The sequence below is a fragment of the Kitasatospora sp. NPDC048722 genome (genome assembly GCF_040650235.1).
Lineage (GTDB): Bacteria > Actinomycetota > Actinomycetes > Streptomycetales > Streptomycetaceae > Kitasatospora.
The window spans coordinates 36,113-52,343 of sequence record NZ_JBEZGX010000011.1; the positions used below are offsets into that span (position 1 = coordinate 36,113).

The 16,231-nt window shown below is 74.7% G+C and carries 13 protein-coding genes; 6 read left to right on the forward strand and 7 right to left on the reverse strand.

Annotated features, from left to right (window positions below):
• Window positions 1–241: 241 nt before the first annotated feature.
• Genes AB0C76_RS11000 through AB0C76_RS11015 form a run of 4 tightly spaced genes read right to left on the reverse strand, consistent with a single transcriptional unit; the run spans window position 242 to window position 4,673 of the window.
• Window positions 242–2,179 carry an ABC transporter permease gene (locus AB0C76_RS11000; RefSeq protein ID WP_359962901.1) on the reverse strand — a complete coding sequence of 646 codons (1,938 nt, stop codon included), beginning with the start codon at window positions 2,177–2,179 and terminating at the stop codon, window positions 242–244.
• Window positions 2,176–2,919 (reverse strand): ABC transporter ATP-binding protein, encoded by a 744-nt coding sequence (locus AB0C76_RS11005; protein WP_359962904.1) that lies wholly within the window; start codon window positions 2,917–2,919, stop codon window positions 2,176–2,178. Before AB0C76_RS11005 ends, AB0C76_RS11000 begins: the two co-directional genes overlap by 4 nt.
• Window positions 2,920–2,962: 43 nt before the next feature.
• Window positions 2,963–3,439 carry a GNAT family N-acetyltransferase gene (locus AB0C76_RS11010; RefSeq protein ID WP_359962907.1) on the reverse strand — a complete coding sequence of 159 codons (477 nt, stop codon included), beginning with the start codon at window positions 3,437–3,439 and terminating at the stop codon, window positions 2,963–2,965.
• 46 nt (window positions 3,440–3,485) lie between these two features.
• Entirely contained in the window at window positions 3,486–4,673 is a 1,188-nt protein-coding gene (locus AB0C76_RS11015; protein WP_359963176.1) for an SAV2148 family HEPN domain-containing protein, read from the reverse strand.
• A 537-nt stretch (window positions 4,674–5,210) separates the two neighbouring features.
• Between AB0C76_RS11015 and glgX the strand changes: the two genes are divergently transcribed.
• The 3 genes from glgX (at window position 5,211) to treZ (ending at window position 11,617) form a co-directional block, all read left to right on the forward strand.
• A complete protein-coding gene (gene glgX, locus AB0C76_RS11020) occupies window positions 5,211–7,364 on the forward strand; it encodes a glycogen debranching protein GlgX (RefSeq protein ID WP_359962910.1) in 2,154 nt (717 codons plus the stop codon).
• 72 nt (window positions 7,365–7,436) lie between these two features.
• On the forward strand, window positions 7,437–9,887 hold the full coding sequence (gene treY / locus AB0C76_RS11025) for a malto-oligosyltrehalose synthase (protein ID WP_359962913.1): 2,451 nt from the start codon (window positions 7,437–7,439) through the stop codon (window positions 9,885–9,887).
• On the forward strand, window positions 9,884–11,617 hold the full coding sequence (gene treZ / locus AB0C76_RS11030) for a malto-oligosyltrehalose trehalohydrolase (protein WP_359962916.1): 1,734 nt from the start codon (window positions 9,884–9,886) through the stop codon (window positions 11,615–11,617). The genes treY and treZ overlap by 4 nt, the downstream gene beginning before the upstream one ends.
• Window positions 11,618–11,640: 23 nt before the next feature.
• Here treZ and AB0C76_RS11035 read toward each other — a convergent pair whose 3' ends face one another.
• The gene (locus AB0C76_RS11035; RefSeq protein ID WP_359962919.1) at window positions 11,641–12,534 is read right to left on the reverse strand and encodes a transketolase C-terminal domain-containing protein; all 894 of its coding nucleotides are present in this window, start codon (window positions 12,532–12,534) and stop codon (window positions 11,641–11,643) included.
• Between the two features lie 98 nt (window positions 12,535–12,632).
• The gene (locus AB0C76_RS11040; RefSeq protein WP_359962922.1) at window positions 12,633–13,355 is read right to left on the reverse strand and encodes a transketolase; all 723 of its coding nucleotides are present in this window, start codon (window positions 13,353–13,355) and stop codon (window positions 12,633–12,635) included.
• A 115-nt stretch (window positions 13,356–13,470) separates the two neighbouring features.
• Here AB0C76_RS11040 and AB0C76_RS11045 point away from each other — a divergent pair, with 115 nt between their 5' ends.
• Both AB0C76_RS11045 and soxR read left to right on the forward strand, forming a co-directional pair.
• On the forward strand, window positions 13,471–14,394 hold the full coding sequence (locus tag AB0C76_RS11045; protein ID WP_359962925.1) for an aminoglycoside 3'-phosphotransferase/choline kinase family protein: 924 nt from the start codon (window positions 13,471–13,473) through the stop codon (window positions 14,392–14,394).
• Window positions 14,395–14,490: 96 nt separating this feature from the next.
• Window positions 14,491–14,994 carry a redox-sensitive transcriptional activator SoxR gene (gene soxR, locus AB0C76_RS11050; protein ID WP_359962928.1) on the forward strand — a complete coding sequence of 168 codons (504 nt, stop codon included), beginning with the start codon at window positions 14,491–14,493 and terminating at the stop codon, window positions 14,992–14,994.
• Here the strand turns inward: soxR and AB0C76_RS11055 are convergent.
• A complete protein-coding gene (locus AB0C76_RS11055) occupies window positions 14,991–15,497 on the reverse strand; it encodes a GNAT family protein (protein ID WP_359962931.1) in 507 nt (168 codons plus the stop codon). The genes soxR and AB0C76_RS11055 overlap by 4 nt on opposite strands.
• Before the next feature lie 117 nt (window positions 15,498–15,614).
• On the opposite strand from AB0C76_RS11055, the gene AB0C76_RS11060 reads away from it, so the two are divergent.
• On the forward strand, window positions 15,615–16,046 hold the full coding sequence (locus tag AB0C76_RS11060) for an SRPBCC family protein (RefSeq protein ID WP_359962934.1): 432 nt from the start codon (window positions 15,615–15,617) through the stop codon (window positions 16,044–16,046).
• Window positions 16,047–16,231: the final 185 nt, after the last annotated feature.

Consider the following 16,231-nt stretch of genomic DNA (forward strand, 5'->3'; position numbering starts at 1 on the left):
GCCACTCGCCCACGCGCGCCCCTCAACGACTCGCTCACTCCGCTCGCTCATGCGCCCGCCCCGCCTCGCTCCACAGGGCCACTCGCCCACGCGCGCCTCTCAACGACTCGCTCACTCCGCTCGCTCATGGGGTGCGTCCTTCCGTCCTGCTGTGCGAAACAGCCCCTATCATCACCCGCCCCACCGACAACCCGGCCGCCCAGGGGGCCGGTCCGGCGGTCCGCCTGGCCGGGCGGGGCGGTTACCGGGCCGCGTGGGTGAGGGCGAGGCGGCTGGGGATGGTGCTGGACAGGACGGCGAGGACCAGGCAGACGACAGCCGATCCGGCGAGCGGGGTCCAGGGGAGGCGGAAGGCGATCTCGGTCTGGCCGGCCAGGATGCGGTGGTCGATCAGCGCCGTCGCGCCCCACTGGGTGAGCACGGTGACGGCGAGGGCGAGGAGGGCCGCGGTGGCGACGACCAGGACGGCCTCCAGGGCGACCATCGACAGCACCTGCCGGCGCACCGTCCCGGCGAGGCGAAGGACGGCGAAGTCGCGGCGGCGGTCGGCGGCCGACATCACCATGGTGTTGACGATGGCGATGAGCGCGTAGAGCAGGGCCGGGCCGAGGATCGTGCTGGTGGCGATCCACGCGTAGTGGGCGCCGGGGTCGGGGCCGGGCGTGCGGGCGTCGGTGAGCGTGCCGCCGAAGGTCGCGGCCGGGGCTTCGGAGAGGTGGACGGCACCGGGGCGGGCGCCGTCCAGGTGCGCGGAGACGGCGTCGCCGCTGAGCAGCACCTCGTCGAGGCCGAGCTGGGTGCGGAAGACCAGGGCGAGCCGCAGGCTGGTGACGGTGCCGTCGGCGAGCCGCAGGTTGACCTGGTCGCCGAGCTTCCAGCCGTGGCCGCGCACCTGGTGGACGGAGGCGGCGAGGGTGGCGCCGTGCAGGTCGGCGGCGCCGCCCTCGACGGCGGGCAGGGTCCAGGCGGTGGTGAGGTCCCCGGTGACGACGGTCGCGGCGGACGGCGCGGAGGCGGCCGAGTCCTCACTGTGGTCGGCGAAGGACGCGGTGTCGGCGCCGAGGCCGGTGATCACGGTGGGGGTGGTGGCGGTGGCGCGCAGGCCGGGCCGGTCGGCGGTGAGCCGGGCGAGGGTGTCGACGGGCAGCGGGACGGCGCCGGGGCGCAGCACGTAGCGGGCGGCGGCGGTGGCCCGGCCCTGGGCGGTCATGGCGTCGGCGAAGGCGGCGGTGGCGCCGACGGCGGTACCGGTGAGCGCGATGGTGAGGAAGGCCGGGGTGGCGGTGGAGACGGTGCGGCGGACGGCGGTGAGCGCGTTCTGCCGGGCGAGCAGGGGTGCGGCGGCGACGGTCCAGCGCAGCGGGGCGCTGAAGGCGCGGACGAGCAGCGGGACGAGCAGCGGCGCGAACAGGGCGAGCGCGGCGATCGTCATGAGGTCGGCGGCCATGACCCACTGGGAGGCGAGCTGCGGGTCGTCGGGCTGGTCGCCGGGGGCGGGGGGCATGCCCGGGGCGGCGAGGTAGTAGCCCACCGCACCTGCCAGGGCGAGGAGTTGGGCGACGGCGCAGGCCCAGCGCAGCGGCGTCATGACCTTGCGGTCGACGGCGGCGTCGCCGAGGGCCTCGACGGCGCGGACGCGCCCGGCCCGCAGGGCGGCGCTGACGGCGCCGAGCAGGGCGACGAGCAGGCCCACCCCGGCCGCGACGAGCATCGGGGTGAGCGCGGGGTGGGAGGTGAAGCCCGCCTGGGCGGCGCCGCGGGCGACCAGCCAGGCGGCGAGCGCGGGTGCGGCGGGCAGGGAGAGGAGGCAGCCGGAGACGGCGGCGGCGAGGGCGACGGCGGCGGCCTCGCCGGTGATCAGCAGCACGACCTGGCGGGGCGTCGCGCCGACGGCGCGCAGCATCGCGATCTCCTGGCGGCGCTGGGCGACGGCGAAGGCGAAGGTGCCGGCGACGACGAAGACGGCGACGAAGGCGGCCATGCCGGCGGTGAAGGTGAGCACCTTGTGCAGGGAGGGCGCGCCGAGCGGGGAGTCGTCGCCGGCGGTGTCGTCGAGGAGGGTGCCGGTGGTGGCGACGAGGGTGACGCCGAGGGTGAGCGCGACGTAGGAACCGGCGAAGGCGGCCTTGCGGCGGCGCAGGCTCGCGGTGGCGACGGGCAGGAGCGTGGCCATGGTCATGCCGCCGTCTCCAGGGCCGTCATCCGCTCGGCGACCTGCTGGGCGCTGGGGCGGGCCAGGTCGTCGGCGAGGCGGCCGTCGGCGAGGAAGAGCACGCGGTCGGCGTAGGAGGCGGCGACCGGGTCGTGGGTGACCATGACGGTGCTCTGGCCCTCGCGGTCGACGAGGTCGCGCAGGAGGGCGAGGACGTCGCGGCTGCTGGCACTGTCGAGGGCGCCGGTGGGCTCGTCGGCGAACAGGACCTGCGGGCGGGCGATGAGGGCGCGGGCGATCGCGACGCGCTGCTGCTGGCCGCCGGAGAGCTGCGAGGGCAGGTGGCCGGTGCGCTGACCGAGGCCGACCTGGTCGAGGGCGCGGTGGACCTGCTCGCGGTCGGGGCGGCGCCCGGCGAGGCGCAGGGGCAGGCCGACGTTCTGTTCGGCGGTGAGCGAGCCGACGAGGTTGAAGGCCTGGAAGACGAAGCCGAGCTTCTCGCGGCGCAGCACGGTGAGCCGGGTCTCGGTCAGTGTGGCGAGGTCGGTGCCGTCGAGGGTGACGCGGCCGGTGTCGGGCCGGTCGAGGCCGGCGGCGCACTGGAGCAGGGTGCTCTTGCCGGAGCCTGAGGGGCCCATGACGGCGGTGAAGGTGCCGCGCGCGAACTCGACGTCCACCCCCCTGAGCGCGTGGACGGCCTCCGGGCCGGTTCCGTAGGTGCGGTGCAGTTGTTCGAGGCGCAGGACGGCCTCATCCCCCGTGATCATCACGGGGGCTATGCCTACCACGCGCGGAGCTGCTGAGGCCATCTCAAGTAGCGAAACGATTCTGCTGCATCCGGGGTTCACGGACGAGGAGGACGTCGACCGGGTCCTCGCGTTCGAGGACGAAACCGTGGCGCTCGTACAGGCGCCGCGCGGCACTGCCCCGCAGGACGTCCAGGCGCACCGGCTCGCCGGCCGCGTCCGCCTCGGCGAGGACTCGGCGCAGGACGGCGCTGCCGAGGCCGCGGCCCTGGTGCTCGGGGGCGAGGTAGAAGTGCTCCAGCCGGCGGCCGCCGCCCTCGGCGGGGCGGACGGTGACGGATCCGGCGAACGCACCGCCGACCAGCACGATCGCCATGTGCCCCGCGGGGAAGCCGTCGCGCAGCCGCTGGCGGACCCGGTGCTCGTCGTAGCGGCCGAGGCGTTCGAGGTCGGCGCGCAGGACGCGGGCCCTGAGCTCGGCGACGGGTCCGACGTCGGCGGGGGTGGCGGGACGCAGGCTCCAGTCGGGCTGATCGTTCACGGCGCGCAGTCTCGCAGCGCTCGCAGCCGCTCCACCAGCGGTGGTCTCACGATACGGGCCGGGAGTCCCCCCAGACCCCTTCGAACTCCTCGCGGTAGACCTCCAGCAGGCCCGCCTCCGTGCCGCCCGGCTGCTGGCCGGCGCCGCCGCGCAGCACGAGCGCGGGGGACTCCATGCCGCGGGCGCGGCGCAGGTAGGGCTGGACGACGCCGAGGTCGCGGCCGGCCCGGCGGCCGCCGCGGCCCTCCGGGCGCGGACCCTCGACGAGGTAGGCGGTGAAGCGCGGGGTCTCGTCGAAGACCCGGATCTCGAAGCCGCCCGGGTCGCGCAGCCGGGCCCGCACCCGGCGCACGTGCATGATGTTCATCTCGATCGAGCGGGACAACTCGCCGCGCCCGAGACCGAGTTCGCGCTCGCGCCGACGCACGGCGCTGCTCGCCGGGTTGAGGAACAGCAGCCGCATCCGGCAGCCTTCGCCGGCCAGGCGCACCAGGCGCTTGCCGGTGTAGTTCTGGCAGAGCATGCCGAGGCCGATGCCGAGCGCGTCCAGCCGCCGGGCGCCGTCCAGGAGGTCCTCGACGGGCAGGTCGCGCTGGAGGCGGACCCGGTCGGCGTGCACCGCGACGACGTCCGCGTACCGGCCGGCGACCAGCGACTCGACGACGTCGGCCGGCACCCCGCCGGCTCCGCCGTCGAGCAGGGCGAGCAGGCGGGCGGCGGCCCGTTCGGTCTGGGCGAGGACGGTCTGGGTGAGGACGCGGTTGCGGGAGACCACGTGCCGGGCCACCTCCAGCTCGTCCAGGGCGAGTTCGATCTCGCGCCGGTCGGCGAGGTAGGGCTCGAAGCACGGCCAGTGCTGGACCATGAGCTCGCGCAACTGGGGCAGGGTGAGGAAGACCAGCGGGTCGTCGTCGGCGGGGTCGAGCAGGTAGCCCTTGCGGCGGCTGACCTCCCGGACGGCACCGGCGCGGTGCGCCCACTCCTCGCCCGCCGGGCCGGCGGCGGCGGTGACCCAGTCCTCGCCGTGGGCGGGGGCGTAGATGGGGTGCAGGACCTCGTCGACGAGGGAGCGCAGCCGCTGCTCGACCAGGTTGAGCCAGACGTAGGCGCGCCCGGACAGGCGCACGCGCTGGTAGGCGTCCTCCCACTCGGCGCCGGACCAGGCGAGGGCGGGGATCTCCACCGGGCCGCTCTGGGCGGGCACCAGGGAGCGGCCGGTCAGGGTGGGGCGCATGACCACCGTGGGCGCCTCGCTGCGGGCGCCGCCCCGATCGGGGCCGTCGGGCCCTGCGCCACGGCCGCCGGCGGGGAACACCATGCGCCACCTCATCTGGTTGTTTCCGCGTACTGCCTTCGGTCCTGCCGGGACCCCGCGGGGGCTACGGTCCCGCCGCGACCCCGCCCGCACCACCGCCCGCGTCACCGACCGGCCGGCTGACGGTCCACCACGAGCGCCGGGGCGGCCCGACGATCAAGGGTACTGCCCGCCGAGAGCCGTCCGCAGCCGGTTGCCCGAGGGGGCTCGGACGCACCAGTGGACCCACCCGTCACAGCGCCGCGCTTAATCGGAGGAATACCGCCCGGACGCCCGTTCGGGCTAACGCAGGGCACGGGTCCCGGCGACCGGGGGACGGGTCGTGGAGTATGCGGACTGTGCCGTGCGTCACGGCGCGCGAACGCCGCACATGCCCGGCCGCACGGCCGGGAAGACAGCCGCTGATTCTTGGACTTGACGTCAGTTAACTTGTTTGACCAGGAAGTTGAGGACTCCATGCAGGTCTGGCCCGGCAAGCCCTACCCCCTCGGTGCCACCTACGACGGGGCCGGCACCAACTTCGCGGTGTTCTCCGAGAGCGCCGACCGGATCGAGCTGTGCCTGATCGACGAGGACGGCTCGGAGAGCGCCGTCGAGCTGCGCGAGACGGACGCCTTCGTGCGCCACGCCTACCTCCCGGGCGTCCAGCCCGGCCAGCGCTACGGCTTCCGCGTCCACGGCCCGTACAACCCCGGGCTCGGCCAGCGGCACAACAGCGCCAAGCTGCTCCTGGACCCGTACGCCAAGGCGATGAGCGGGCACATCGACTGGGACGAGTCCGTCTACGGCTACCACTTCGGCGCCCCCGAGCGCCGCAACGACCTCGACTCCGCCCCGCACACGATGCACTCGGTGGTCATCAACCCCTACTTCGACTGGGGCACCGACCACCCGCCGCGCACCGACTACCACCGGACCGTCATCTACGAGGCGCACGTCAAGGGCCTCACCCGGCTGCACCCCGGCATCCCCGAGGAGATCCGCGGCACCTACGCGGGCCTCGCCCACCCGGCGGTGATCGAGCACCTCGCCAAGCTCGGCGTCACCGCGATCGAGCTGATGCCGGTGCACCAGTTCGTCCGCGACCACCGGCTGCGCGACCTCGGCCTCGCCAACTACTGGGGCTACAACACGATCGGCTTCTTCGCCCCGCACTCCTCCTACTCCTCCACCGGCGACCGCGGCCAGCAGGTGCAGGAGTTCAAGTCGATGGTCAAGGCGCTGCACGCGGCCGGGATCGAGGTGATCCTGGACGTCGTCTACAACCACACCGCCGAGGGCAACCACCTCGGGCCGACGCTCTCCCTGCGCGGCCTGGACAACGTCTCCTACTACCGGCTCGCCCAGGACCAGCGGTTCTACGAGGACACCACCGGCACCGGCAACAGCCTGCTGATGCGCAGTCCGCACGTGCTCCAGCTGATCATGGACTCGCTGCGCTACTGGGTCACCGAGATGCACGTCGACGGCTTCCGCTTCGACCTCGCCGCCACCCTGGCCCGGCAGTTCCACGAGGTCGACCGGCTCTCCTCCTTCTTCGACCTCGTCCAGCAGGACCCGGTCGTCTCCCAGGCCAAGCTGATCGCCGAGCCCTGGGACCTCGGCGAGGGCGGCTACCAGGTCGGCAACTTCCCGCCGCTGTGGACCGAGTGGAACGGCATGTACCGGGACACCGTGCGCGACCTGTGGCGCGGCGAGACCGCCGCGCTCGCCGAGTTCGGCTCCCGCCTCACCGGCTCCTCCGACCTCTACCAGGACGACGGCCGCCGGCCCATCGCCTCCATCAACTTCGTCACCTGCCACGACGGCTTCACCCTGCGCGACCTCGTCTCCTACAACGAGAAGCACAACGCGGCCAACGGCGAGGACAACCGGGACGGCGAGTCCTTCAACCGTTCCTGGAACTGCGGCGTCGAGGGTCCGACCGACGACCCGGCCGTCGAGGAGCTCAGAGCCCGCCAGCAGCGCAACCTCATCGCCACCCTGATGCTCTCCCAGGGCGTGCCGATGCTCTCCCACGGCGACGAGCTCGGCCGCACCCAGCACGGCAACAACAACGCCTACTGCCAGGACAACGAGCTCACCTGGGTGCACTGGCCGCAGGAGGACGGGCCGCAGGCACGGCTGCTGGAGTTCACCCAGAGGATGATCTGGCTGCGCCGCGACCACCCGGTGTTCCGCCGCCGCCGCTTCTTCCACGGGCGGCCGGTCTCCGGGCGGCCGGCCGCCGGCCGCGCGGCGGCGGAGGCCGGCGGCTACGACGACCTCACCGACATCGCCTGGTTCACCCCGAGCGGGGAGGAGATGACCAAGCGCAACTGGGGCGCCAGCTACGCCAAATCGCTCACCGTCTTCCTCAACGGCTACGCGATCTCCGAGCCCGACCGGCGCGGCGGGCGGATCGTCGACGACTCGTTCCTCCTCATGTTCAACGCTCACTTCGAACCGCTGGAGTTCACCGTCCCCGCCGGCCACGGGCAGGAGTGGCAGGTCGTCGTGGACACCGCGCAGCCCCGGCTGCCCGCCCCCGGCACCGGCCCCCGGGTCAAGGCCGGGGACGCGCTCTGGCTCACCGACCGGTCGCTCATGGTCCTCCAGCGCCCGGCGTGAACCCACAGGCGGTCACCTGTTCGGGTCAGCAGCGGGTCTTGGCGGCGGGCTCCCCCGGGTACTCATGGAGCTATGACCTCCGCCGCCGAGCCCGCGCAGACCCGCCCGGCCGCCAGTGTCCCGCCGTCCTGGGCGCCGACCGCCAGCTACCGCCTCCAGCTCCAGCCCGGCTTCACCCTCCGCGACGCCACCGCCGCCGTCCCCTACCTCGCCGCCCTCGGCGTCTCCCACCTCCACCTCTCCCCGCTGCTGGAGGCCGCCCCCGGCTCCACCCACGGCTACGACACCGTCGACCACGGCCGGATCAGCGAACAGCTCGGCGGCGAGCCCGCCCTGCGCGAGCTGGCCGCCGCCGCGCACCGGCACGGCCTGCGACTGCTCGCCGACGTCGTGCCCAACCACATGGCCGTGCCCGTCCCCGAGCGGCTCAACCGGCAGTTGTGGGAGGTCCTGCGCGACGGGCCCGACTCCCCGTACGCGCGCTGGTTCGACATCGACTGGGCCGCCCAGCCCGGCCCCGCCGACGCCCCCGGACGCGGCCGGGTGCTGCTGCCGCTGCTCGGCGGGCGGCTCGGCGACGAGCTCGGCCGGATCGGCGTCGACGGCGACGTGCTGCGCTACCACGAGCACGTCCTGCCGCTGCGCCCCGGCACCGCGCACCTGCCGCTCGGCGAACTCCTCGCCCGCCAGTGGTACCGCCTCGCCTGGTGGCGCCTGGCCCGCACCGAGCTCAACTACCGGCGCTTCTTCACCGTCAACGAGCTGATCGCCGTGCGGGTCGAGGAACCCGAGGTCTTCGACGCCACCCACGCCGTGCTGCTGCGGCTGCACGCCGACGGCGTCCTCGACGGCTTCCGGATCGACCACCCCGACGGGCTCGCCGACCCGCGCGGCTACCTGGCCCGCCTCGCCGCGGCCACCGGCGGCGCCTACACCGTCGTCGAGAAGATCCTCACCGGGGACGAGCGGCTGCCCACCGACTGGCCGTGCGCCGGCACCACCGGGTACGACGCTCTGCGCCGCATCGACGGAGTGCTCACCGACCACGCGGGCGCGGGCCGGCTGGCCGCGGCCTACGAGGCGTTCCTGCACGGGCCCGCCACCCCCGCCGACCTCTGCCGGGACCCCCATCCGGCGGTCGCCGCGGCCCTGCGCGGCCGGGCCGAGATGACCGGACCGCGCGGCGAGCTCGCGGCCGAGGTCGACCGGCTGGTCCGGCTCGCGCTGCGGATCGGGGCCGCCGAGCCCGAGCACGCCGACCACGCGCCCTGGCAGCTGCGCGCCTCGCTGGAGCGGCTCCTCACCGGCTACCCGGTCTACCGGCCGTACGTGCGGCCCGGCGAGACCGCCGACGACGGGTACCTGCGCGAGCTGCTCGACGGCACGGCGGACCCCACCGATTCCCTCGTCGCCGCCCTCGCCCTCGGCGGGCTCGGGCGCGGGGCGGAGAAGGACGAGTTCTGCGCCCGATTCGCCCAGACCGCCGCCGCCGTGGCCGCCAAGGGCGTCGAGGACACCGCCTTCTACCGGTGGAACGCCCTGCCCGGCCTCAACGAGGTCGGCGGCGAACCCGCGCGCCCCGGACTGCACCCCGCCGGCTTCCACGACTGGTGCCGGTACCTGGAACGCGCCTGGCCGCACAGCATGACCGTGCTCTCCACCCACGACACCAAGCGCAGCGCCGACGCCCGCGCCCGCCTCGCCGTGCTCGCCGAGCAGCCCGAGGCGTGGGCCGCCGAGGCCGCCGCGTGGTCGGCCGCGGCCGGGCCCGGCGGCGACCGGGACAGTGACTGGCTGCTGTGGCACACCCTCGTCGCCGCCTGGCCCGTCGACCCGGACCGCCTCGTCGCGGCCCTCCTCAAGGCCGCCCGCGAGGCAAAGCTGCACACCTCGTGGACCACCCCCGACGCCCGCTTCGAACGCGCCCTGGAAGACCGCGCCCGCGCCGTGTACGACAACCCCGGGCTGCTCCCCCGCGTCGAGGGCCAGGTGCACGCGCTCGCGCCGTACGCCCGCTCCAACACGCTCTCCGCCGCGCTGCTGCACCTCACGGTGCCCGGCGTGCCCGACCTCTACCAGGGCAGCGAGGAGCCGCTGTACACCCTCGTCGACCCCGACAACCGGGGCGTCGTCGACCTCGGCGCCCTCGCGGTCCGGCTCACCGACGCCGCCGCCCCGCGCCCCGGCGACCTCGCCCGCGAGAAGCTCCACCTCACCGCGACCGCCCTGCACCTGCGGCGCTCCCGCCCGCTCGGCCCCTACCGGCCGCTGCCCGCCGCCGGCCTCGCCGCCGACCACCTGCTGGCCTTCGCCCGCGGCGACGACGTGATCACCGCGGTCACCCGCCTCCCGTACGGCCTGGAACGCGCCGGCGGCTGGCGGGACACCTTCCTCGACCTGCCCGCGGGCGGACCGTGGACCGACGAGCTGACCCACCGGACGCACCCGGCGGGACCGGTGCCGGCCGCGGACCTGCTGGCGACGTACCCCGTGGCACTGCTGACGAGGAGGAGTCCGGCGTGAGGCCGTACGAGGTGTGGGCGCCGTTCGCCGCCCACCGGGTCGAGGTCGAAGTCGACGGCGTCCCCCACCCGTTGGACCGGCTTCCCGACCGGGACGGCTGGTGGGGCGGCGAGGCGCCGGAGGGCGACTACGCGTTCCGCCTCGACGGCGGCCGCCCCATGCCCGACCCGCGCTCGGCCCGGCAGCCGCACGGCCCGGACGGACCCAGCCGGGCCGTCGACCACGCCGCGTTCCGCTGGTCGCGCACCGGCTGGCGCGGACGCCCGCTGCCCGGGTCCGTGGTCTACGAGCTGCACGTCGGCACCTTCACCGCCCGCGGCACCTTCGACGGCGCCGCCGAGCACCTCGACCACCTCGTCGAGCTGGGCGTCGACTTCGTCGAGCTGATGCCCGTCTGCCCGTTCCCCGGCAAGCACGGCTGGGGCTACGACGGCGTCTCCCCGTGGGCCGTCCACGAGCCCTACGGCGGGCCCGAGGGCCTGAAGCGCTTCGTCGACGCGGCACACCGCGCGGGCCTCGGGGTGATCCTCGACGTCGTCCACAACCACCTCGGCCCGTCCGGCAACTACCTCCCCGCGTACGGCCCCTACTTCACCGACCGGCACCACACCCCGTGGGGCTCCGCGGTGAACCTCGACGCCCCCGGCTCCGACGAGGTGCGCGGCTACCTGATCGGCAGCGCGCTCTCCTGGCTGCGCGACTACCGCATCGACGGACTGCGCCTGGACGCCGTGCACGCCCTCGTGGACGACCGGGCGGTGCACTTCCTGGAGGAACTGTCCGGCGAGGTCGAGAAGCTGGCGGTGGCCACCAACCGTCCGCTGTTCCTGATCGCCGAGTCCGACCTCAACACCCCGCACACCACCACCCCCCGCGAGGCCGGCGGCCAGGGTCTCGACGCGCAGTGGAGCGACGACTTCCACCACGCCCTGCACGCCGCCCTGACCGGCGAATCCCAGGGCTACTACGGCGACTTCGCGCGGGCGCCGCTCGCCTCCGTCGCCAGGACGCTCACCCGGGGGTACTTCCACGACGGCACCTGGTCCGGCTTCCGCGGGCGCAGCCACGGGCGCCCGTTCGCGCCGGCCGGCGCCGGACACCGGCTGCTCGGCTACCTGCAGACCCACGACCAGGTCGGCAACCGGGCACTCGGCGACCGGATCTCCGCCGCGCTCACCCCCGGGCGGCTCGCCGCCGGCGCCGCACTGGTGCTCACCTCGCCGTTCACGCCGATGCTGTTCATGGGCGAGGAGTGGGGCGCCGCCACGCCCTGGCAGTACTTCACCGACCACACCGACCCCAACCTCGCCGAGGCCGTCCGGCGCGGCCGGCGCCGGGAGTTCGCCGAGCACGGCTGGAGCGCGGAGGCCGTCCCGGATCCGCAGGAGCCGGCCACCATGCTGCGCTCGGTGCTCGACTGGACCGAGCCGAGGCGCCGGCCGCACGCCGAACTCCTCGACTGGCACCGGCGATTGATCCGGCTTCGGCGGGAGCGGCCCGCGCTGTCCGATCCGGACCTGGGCGCGGTGCGGGTCCGATTCGACGAGGCGGCGCGGTGGCTGGTCGTCCATCGGGGGCCGTACCGGGTGGCGGTCAACCTCGGGCCCGGCGAGGCCGTGCTGCCGCTGGGCGGCGAGGGGCGGGAGGTGGTGGCCGCGTTCGGGCCCGCCGTGCCGGAGGGCCCGGCGGTGCGACTGGGGGCGGACGCGGTGGCGATCGTCGCGGTGTGACGCGCCGGAGTCACCGGCTGCGGCTACCACAGGAAGGTGGCGATCCGCTCCCGCAGCGAGGCCGCGTCCAGGCCGTAGGCCGCCAGGTGCTCGGGGATCGAGCCGTAGTGCCGGTGCTCCTCGCGCGGCACGCCGAGGCCCAGCACCCGGTGCGGGCGGTCGGCCAGCGCCGCGTGGGCCTCGTTCGCCGACGTCCCGGCCAGGTACGGCTCGACCAGCACGACGTCCGGCCGGTCGCCCAGCGCCGCGCGCAGCCCGGCCGCGTCGAACGGGCGGACGGTGGCGGCGTACAGCACGGTCACGTCCAGGCCCTCGGTGGCCTCCAGCACCGCGTCCAGCATCGGGCCCACCGCGACGACGACCCCGCCCGAGCCCTCGCGCACGGCGGTGAACCGGCCCGGCTCGACGGCCACCGGCGCCTCGTTCCGGTGCGCGGACAGGCGGACGTACACGTTGCGGTCGCCGTCCGCGACGGCGTGGCGCAGCAGCGTCTCGGCCTCGTCCGGGTGCCCCGGCACGTGGACGGTCCAGTCCGGCAGGGTGTCCAGCAGGGCGACGTCGCCCGGCGACATGTGGGTGCGGCCGCCGGCCGGCCAGTCGTACGAGCCGGCCGCGCTCACCAGGACCGCGCCGACGCCCTGGTGGACCAGGTCCAGCTTGACCTGCTCGAAGGGCCGCTCGACGAGGAAGCTGGCGAAGGTGTGGGCGATCGGGCGCATCCCGGTCAGCGCCAGGCCGCCCGCCGCGCCGATCAGCAGCTGCTCGCGGATGCCGACGTTGATCACGCGGTCCGGGTGGCGCCCGGCCGCCGGGGCGAAGGAGGCCGCGCTGATGTCGGCGAGGACGAGGGCGACGCGCGGGTCCTGGTCGAGGAGGTCGGTCGTGACGTCGAAGAAGCGCTCGCGCATGGTTTCCATCGGTGAAGTCCCCTTGTGTGTCGGCAGGTTGTGCGTGACGGCGGTGGCGCTCGGCGTGCTCGGGTGTGCTCGGAGTGCTCGCGTGTGCTCGGGAGTGCTCAGGAGTCCTTGGGCTCGACGCGGGCCACCACGACCCGCGGACGGCCCGGGTGCGCAGCCGTGTAGGCGGCGTGCAGCGCCTCGTGGTCGCGGCCGTCGACGGTCTCCGCCGACCAGCCCTCGGCCGCGAACCGGGCCGCGATGCCGCCCTGCCAGCCGTGCGTGGCCGAGGAGTTGTCGATGACCACGGCGTGCAGCCGGTCCAGCCCGTACGCGCCGGCGAAGGCCACCGCCTCGTGGTTGGAGCCCTCGTCGAACTCCGCGTCCCCGAGCAGCACCCACACCGCAGGATCGGCCAGCCCCTGGGCGCGCAGTCCGAGCGCCGTGCCGACGGCCAGCGGCAGGCCGTGGCCGAGCGAGCCGGAGGCGATCTCGACGCCCGGGACCAGCATGCGGTCGGGGTGGTGACCGAGCGGGGAGTCGTACGCGCCGAAGCTCGGCAGCACCTCCGGGTCGATGAACCCCTTGGCGGCGAGTACGGCGTAGTACGCCATCGGGCCGTGGCCCTTGGAGAGCAGGAAGCGGTCGCGGTCCTGGTCCTCGGCCGTCTCCGGGGTCACCCGCAGGATCCGGTCGTAGAGCACCCAGAGCGCGTCCAGCGTGGAGGTGGCGGCGGGGCCGTGCTTCTCGTCGCCGGTCATCAGCGCCATGAGGGCCGGGAGGTCCTCGAAGCGGGCGCCGGTCCGGGTCTCGTTCGTCGTCTGCGTCGTCTGCGTCGTCATGACGATGATGGTGCAACTTAAAGCCAGCTTGAAGTCAAGCGATCGCCGGCGGTGTCCGCGGCCGCGGCCGGAAAACCACTTGCCGCAAGGCCGTTCGCACGCCTAGCGTCCTGTCGTGCTGCCTGTGGTGGAAACGGACGAGCAGTGGGACGCGGTCGTGCCCGACGAATCGGTGATGCGGCCGGGCGCCGCTGCGCTCTGTGACCGGCTCGGCTTCGGCGGCCTCCCGCTCGAACGGTTCCCCGAGGGCTCCGTCCCCGTCTACGCGGTGGGCCGCGAGCACGTGCTCAAGCTGTTCCCCGCCGCGAGCGCGGAGGACGGCGTCACCGAGAGCCGCGTCCTGCGCCACCTCCAGGGCCGCCTGCCGATCCCCACGCCCGACCTGCGGGCCACCGGGCAGTACGTCAACGGCTGGCGGTACGTGCTGATGTCCCGGCTGCGCGGCGAGGGCCTCGCCCCGGCCTGGCCGCGCGTGCCGCGGGCCCGCCGCGCCGGCATCGCCGCCGAGTGCGGCGAGGCCCTGGCCGCCCTGCACGCCCTCGACGCCGCACCGCTCGCCGACGCCCTCGGGCCCACCGACTGGCCCGCCCTCCTCGACCGGCAGCGGGCCGGCGCGGTGGCCCGCCAGCGCGAACGCGGCCTGTCCGGGGCCTGGCTGGAGCAGATCCCGGACTTCCTCGCCGCCACCCGGCTCCCGTCCGGACCGCAACGCTCCCTGCTCCACACCGAGTTCATGCGCGAGCACCTCCTCGTCGACCCGGCGGCCGGCTGGCGCCTCACCGGCCTGCTCGACTTCGAACCCGCGATGATCGGGGACCCGGCCTACGACTTCGTCGCCGTCGGCCTGTTCACCACCCGCGGCGACCGCGCCCTCCTGCGCCGGCTCTCGGCCGCCTACGGGCGGTCCTTCGAGCCCCGCCTGCTGATGGCGTACACGCTGCTCCACGTCTACAGCCACCTGCCCTGGTACCTGAGGGAGCTGGCGCCCGCGAGCCGCACGCTCGACGACCTCGCCGAGGAGTGGTTCGGCACCGACTGACCGGGCCTCCGAAGCCGCCCGCAGCCCGCCGAAGCCCCTTGGAGCCCTCCGGAGCCCCTTGAAGTCCGCTTGAAGTCCACGGATAGAGTGGGCCGCATGACCGCAGCGCCCGGCCACGGCCCCACCCGCCACGACCTCCTCACGATCGGCCAGCTCGCCGAACGCAGCGGCCTCGCCACCTCCGCCCTGCGCTACTACGAGAGCCTCGGCCTCATCCACGCCACCCGCACCGCCGGCGGCCAGCGCCGCTACACCCGCGCCACGCTGCGCCGCGTCGCCTTCGTCCGCGCCGCCCAGCGCGTCGGCCTCTCCCTGGACGAGGCCCGCGTCGCCCTCGACCGCCTCCCCGAGCACCGCGTCCCCACCGGCACCGAGTGGGACGCCGTCGCCACCTCCTGGCAGAGCCGGATCGACGAGCAGATCGCCGAGCTGGAGCGCCTCAAGGCCAAGCTCACCGGCTGCATCGGCTGCGGCTGCCTCTCGCTCTCCCGCTGCGCGCTCTACAACGCCGCCGACCGCGCCGCCGCGTCCGGCCCCGGCGCCCGCTACCTGCTCACCCGCGACCCCGGCACCGGCCCGGAGCCGGTCGGAGCGCCCTAGGGTCGCGGATCCGTCCGCAGGATGCTGTAGCGCACGACGTCGCGCCAGGCGCCGTCGCGGAAGGTCAGGGCCCGCTGGACGCCCTCCCGCGTGAAGCCGCACTTCTCCAGCGCGCGTTGCTCGGCGACGTTGGTGTCCTCGGTGTCCGCCTCCAGCCGCATCACCGGGGTGTGCGCGAACAGGTAGGCCACGAGCTGCCGCTGGGCCTCCGTGCCGACGCCCCGGCCGCGCGCCTCCGGGCGCAGCTGCACGCCGATGTTCCAGTACGCCGACGCCGCCCGCGGGCTCGCCTGCCGCCAGGAGACGAAGCCCGCGAACGAGCCCCCGCACTCCACCGCGAGCACCGAGCGGTGGTCCGCGAGCAGCCCGTCCTCGGCGAACTGCCGGCGGACGGGCCCGAAGTCACGCCAGCCGTACCACTGGAACTCGCCGAGCGCGTCGGGGTCGTTCGTCATCGCGCGGAGGACCGGCAGGTCCGCTTCGTCGATCGGGCGCAGGGTCACCGGTTCATCGTCCACGCCCGTCCGAACGCACGGATGTCCCTGACCGTTCCTCATATCGTTTCCGTGGGCGCGAAGATGGTCGAGAACGCACGAGGACCGGCGACGAAGGGAACAGCCATGGCGGGGACCACGGTCAGCACGGTGGTGGAGGCTCCGGCCGGCAAGGTGTGGGAGCTGATCGGGGACTTCCACGCCCTCGGTGCGTGGCACCCGGATCTGCCCCCGAGCCGGCGCGGCAACGACCTCGGCGGCACGGCCGTCGGCGCCGTCCGCCTCTTCGAGCTCGGCGACACCGAGCTCGGCGAGACGCTGCTCGCCTACGACGACGAGGCCCGCAGCTACACGTACACCTTCGCCGACGGCACCTTCCAGCTGAGCACCTACCGGGCGACCCTGCGGGTCGTGCCGGTCACCGAGTCCGACGCCGCGTTCGTCGAGTGGAGCGCGACGTACGACGTCGAGCAGGAGCACCGCGAGGCGTCGACGGCCCTGGTGCACGGCGTCTTCACGGCCGGCCTCGGCGCCCTGCGCGAGCGCTTCGCGGGCTGACGCGGTCCGTCGCGAAAGCGTTATCCGGGGCCGTTCCCGGGCACCTCCCGACCCCGCCCGGAAGCGGCCCTCCCCGCCCCCTGGCGCCCGCACCGCCACCCGCACGCCCCTCGCCCGGCACGTCCCGACCACCCCCCTCGGCAGTCCGCCACCAGGAGCCTCTACGCCCCTTCCCGCCAGGGGAG